Origin of the sequence: Rubripirellula obstinata (assembly GCF_001642955.1) — a bacterium.
In the GTDB taxonomy this organism is placed as follows: Bacteria; Planctomycetota; Planctomycetia; order Pirellulales; family Pirellulaceae; genus Rubripirellula; species Rubripirellula obstinata.
This window is the reverse complement of the sequence record NZ_LWSK01000214.1, coordinates 1-4346: the sequence shown is the minus strand read 5'-3', so window position 1 is coordinate 4346 and position 4346 is coordinate 1. Positions and strand designations below refer to the sequence as shown.

At 58.2% G+C, this 4346-nt stretch carries 3 protein-coding genes; all 3 read left to right on the top strand.

Translation table 11 applies throughout. The annotated features are described in order from the left end of the window. Positions 1-171: 171 nt before the first annotated feature. Entirely contained in the window at positions 172-588 is a 417-nt protein-coding gene (locus tag RC85_RS24880) for a hypothetical protein (RefSeq protein ID WP_068267504.1), read from the top strand. Positions 589-706: 118 nt separating this feature from the next. Continuing rightward, positions 707-2350, top strand: coding sequence for an efflux RND transporter periplasmic adaptor subunit (locus RC85_RS24875; RefSeq protein ID WP_068267502.1), 1644 nt, complete (start codon positions 707-709; stop codon positions 2348-2350). Between the two features lie 3 nt (positions 2351-2353). Next, positions 2354-4346: efflux RND transporter permease subunit (locus RC85_RS24870; RefSeq protein ID WP_157594058.1), on the top strand; the 1993-nt coding region annotated here is incomplete at its 3' end.

Here is a 4346-nt window from a genome sequence, read left to right as displayed (position 1 = left end):
GAGCACGATTCTGGGGTGAAATGGCCATCCTAGCCCTCCTGGTTTACCGACATTCAAAGACAAAACCAAGATTCTGACCGGTTTCCAAATCAAAGGCCATGCCAATTGCAAACCGTCAGGTGCACTCGCCGATTGGCGTCGAACCGGATTCGTATTGAACTTTTCCCATTTATGACCGATAATAAGAAAATGCTCGAGCGAATTCTCCATATTGTGATGATTGCGGCTGTGCTGGCTTGTCCGGCACTGGGTGGTCGTTGCTGCGATGCGAGAAACTCCAGCGTGACCGCCGGAATGCCAGCGGTTGATGTCCACGAAGCTCATTGCTGCCACGATTCCGAATTGCCTGAGCCGGCTTGTCCGGCTGAGGGTGGTGAGTGTCACGATTGCTTCTGTGCGGGGGCGTTGCCGATTGGGCCGAGTGCTTTGGACTCGCTTTCGTTCGATTCGCTCTCGTTTGATTTCGTTGTCTACACGCCGGCGTCGACGCTGGCCTCTTTGCATCGGGCGTCTGCTCGGCTCGATGTCTGTCAATGGCCGCCGACCACGGGCGAGCGATTGGCCACTCTCTGCACGCTGCTGATCTAGCAGCGGACTTTCCTACGCATTTGACGAGCGGATCGTCAAATTCTGAGCGGGTTGCTGCGCGCATGTTGTGTCGGCGTCGCTCGATCTTTGAAAGTCGAAAACGTTTGAGTGTGCCTGTATGTCTACAACTCTTGATAAGCCGGACGTCGATACTCCGGTGACCGAACAGCCGACGCAAAATGGCGTCCCGGAAGCCGAGCGAAACGCAGCGACGACCGAGCAGGCGAACATCGCTTCAACGATCCTTGGGTGGATTCCGCCTGTCTTGGTGCTGAGCCTATTGGCCGGCATCGGCTGGTACGGACATCACAACGATTGGAAGTTGCCATCGTACAGTTCCATTGCGACCACGGAGGTTGCATCGGGACCGCAGTGGTGCGACAGCCACGGCGTGCCAGAAGACGACTGTGTGGTTTGCGATCCGTCGCTGCTCGAATCGCCGCCGGAACTGACGTTCTGCAACGAACACGGCGTCCATGGATGCGTGCTTCATCATCCTAAGTTGACGCAGACCAAAACGCCGGTCGATGTGACCGACGTGGACTTGCAGCGAGCCGCCGAGGCGTTGTCGCTCATACCGCGAGCGCAGAATCTGCCGCTGAGCAGTTCGGCGGGTTCGCGGATTCAATTCGCTACGATCGAAGCGATGAACAAAGCGGGCGTGGACGTTGAACCGGTCACTCGGGCGAGCATCACCGAGTCGATCGAAGCGGCGGGCGAGATTCAATACGACGCGACCAAGACCGCCCAAGTGTCGCCATCGGCCGACGGCATCGTTCGCAAAGTTCTGGTCAATGTCGGCGACTGGGTCAAAGTTGGCGACGTGTTGGCAGTGGTCGATTCCAAAGACATCGGACGGCTGAAGTCGGAGTTGCTGTCGGCACTTCTCGAAGAACGCCTGCAACTCGATCAGCTTGCTCGCGTCGAGAAGCTCGCTCCCAGCGGTGCGGTGCCCGGCAGCCGCGTGATCGAAGTGAAAACGGCGATGCAGAAAGCGATCGTCGCCGTCGAACAAGTCATTCGCGACTTCGCCAACCTTGGCGTGAGCGTCGATCATGTCGCACTGCAATCGTCGAATCTCGCGGAGACGAAACGACGGGTTCGTGAAATCGGAATGACGCAAATAGATTCATCGACCGGCGGCGATAACTTGATTGCGGTGACGGCACCGATCGAAGGGCGCATTGTCGATCGTGACATCACGGTGGGCGAAGTGGTCGATCGTGGCAGCCGCATGTTCCGCATCGCTGATACGCGAACGGTTTGGTTGGATCTTCGGGTAGCCGCCGAACAAGCGTCGCTGGCTCGGCTTGGATTGCCGGTTCGCTACCAAGGCGACGGCAGCCAAGTCAAACACGACGGCCTGATCACTTGGATCAGTAGCGATGTCGACCCGCAAACTCGGACCGTTCGCGTGCGTGCCGAGCTATCGAACGCAGACGCAAGTCTTCGCAATGAATCGTTCGGCCGTGGTGAGATCGTTCTGCGACAAGAACCATCGGCGATCGTTGTTCCCGAGGAATCGTTGCAGTGGGATGGTTCGAGCCACGTTGTGTTTGTTCGTGATGCAAGATTCTTTGAAAAGGATCGGCCGAAGTTCTTTGTGACTCGTTCGGTGCGTCCGGGTGCGAAGCAAGATGGTTTTGTCGAAATCATCGCTGGCGTGTGGCCCGGCGAAGTCGTCGCAAGCAGCGGCAGCGATGTGCTCCGCGCCCAACTCCTTCGTAGCAACTTGGGAGCCGGCTGCACCTGCGGTCACTGATTCATGCTCGAAAAACTCATCGACCTATCGCTTCGCCATCGAGTCGCCGTGCTGCTCGGCGTCATTGTCCTGATCGCCGGCGGCGGCTACGCGCTCGCTCAACTGGACATCGACGCGTTTCCCGACACGACGCCGGTGATGGTGCAAGTCAACACGACCGCCGCGTCACTTTCGCCCGAAGAGATCGAACGCCAGATCACGTACAGCATCGAGCAATCGCTTAGCGGCTTGCCGTCGCTCGAAAACATTCGTTCGGTATCGAAGTTTGGCTTCTCGCAAGTCGTCGTCACCTTTGAAGACGGCACCGACATCTACTTCGCTCGGCAAGTCGTCGGCGAACGACTAGCGACCGTCGAGTTACCGCAAGGCGTCAATCGTCCCGAGATGGGACCGGTCGCGACGGGACTGGGCGAAGTTTTCCACTACGTGCTGACGTATCCCGAAGTCGACTTCCGGGCGCTGCCCGAAGACGAGCGGCTGCGGTTGTTGACGCAGCTTCGCACGACACACGATTGGGTCGTTAAGCCGCAATTGCGGACGGTTCCGGGCACGGCGGAGATCAACAGTTGGGGCGGCTACGAGAAACAGTTTCAGGTTCGCCTTGATCCGGCAGGATTGGTCTCGCGTGGTCTGACGTTCGACGAAGTCATCACGGCGTTGCAGGAAAACAATCGCAACGTCGGCGGCGGCAACATTAACCGGCTCGGCGAAATGTTGCTCGTGCAAGGTTTGGGACGCACGTCCAACGAAGAGCAAATTGAAGCGATCGTGATCAAGTCGGTCGACGGTGTGCCGGTGCGAATCAGCGATGTCGCGAGCGTCGGGATTGGCTACGAGATTCGCCGCGGTGCGGTGTCGGCCGACGGTCGCGGCGAAGCGGTGATGGGTTTGGGGTTCATGTTGATGGGTGAGAACACGCATCAGTACACCGCCAAGCTGAAGCAGCGCGTCGAAGAGATCAGAACCAACCTGCCGGCCGGGATGACGTTGGTGACGATGTACGACCGAACCGAACTGGTCGACTCGGTGATCGACACAGTTCGCAAGAACCTGTTTGAAGGCGGTCTGTTGGTTGTCGCGGTGTTGTTCCTGTTTCTGGGGAATTTGCGAGCCGGTTTAATCGTCGCGATGGCGATCCCTCTGTCCATGTTGTTTGCGTTCACGGGCATGTGGCGGTTCGGCATCGCGGCAAGTTTGCTCAGTCTCGGTGCGATCGACTTCGGGCTGGTCGTCGATAGCAGCGTCGTGATGGTGGAGAACTGCGTCCGGCACTTAAGTTTGGCGAACCCGCTTAATCGCAGTCGACTCGAACGCATCCGCGACGCAGCGGTTGAAGTTCGCGGGCCGACGATGTTCGGCGAGCTGATCATCATGATTGTGTACCTGCCGATCCTGACGCTCGAAGGAGTCGAGGGCAAGATGTTTCGGCCGATGGCGTTGACGGTCATCTTCGCGCTTGCCGGTTCGATGCTGTTGTCGATGACATTGATGCCGGTGCTCGCCAGTTTGCTGTTGCCGAAGAAGATCAGTCATCGCGAACCGTTGCTGGTGCGAATGCTCAAACGCATCTACCGGCCGATTTTGCACTTCACGATGCACCAACGGATCGCGGTGATCGGGTTCGCGTTGGCGGTGCTGGTCGTTGCGTTTGGCATGATCGCACCCAACCTTGGCACCGAGTTCATGCCTCAGCTAAGCGAAGGTGCGGTGGCAATCAACGTGGTGCGACTAGCCGGCACAGAGCTGGACGATTCGATTCAGTTCAATACGCGAATGGAAAAGGCGTTGCTGAACGCGTTTCCCGACGAGGTCGCTCACGTTTGGAGTCGCATCGGTTCGGCGGAAATCGCGACCGATCCGATGGGACTTGAACTGACCGACGTGTTCATCACGCTGCGTCCGCGTTCGCAGTGGCAGAAAGCGAGCACGCAAGCCGAGCTGACTCGATTGTTCGAGGAAACACTCCGCGACTTGCCCGGCCAACGATTGGCTTACA

Excerpts from the sequence above, each read along its gene's own strand:
- RC85_RS24880 (WP_068267504.1), top strand. The coding sequence starts at position 172 with ATGACCGATAATAAGAAAATGCTCGAGCGAATTCTCCATATTGTGATG.
- RC85_RS24875 (WP_068267502.1), top strand. The coding sequence starts at position 707 with ATGTCTACAACTCTTGATAAGCCGGACGTCGATACTCCGGTGACCGAA.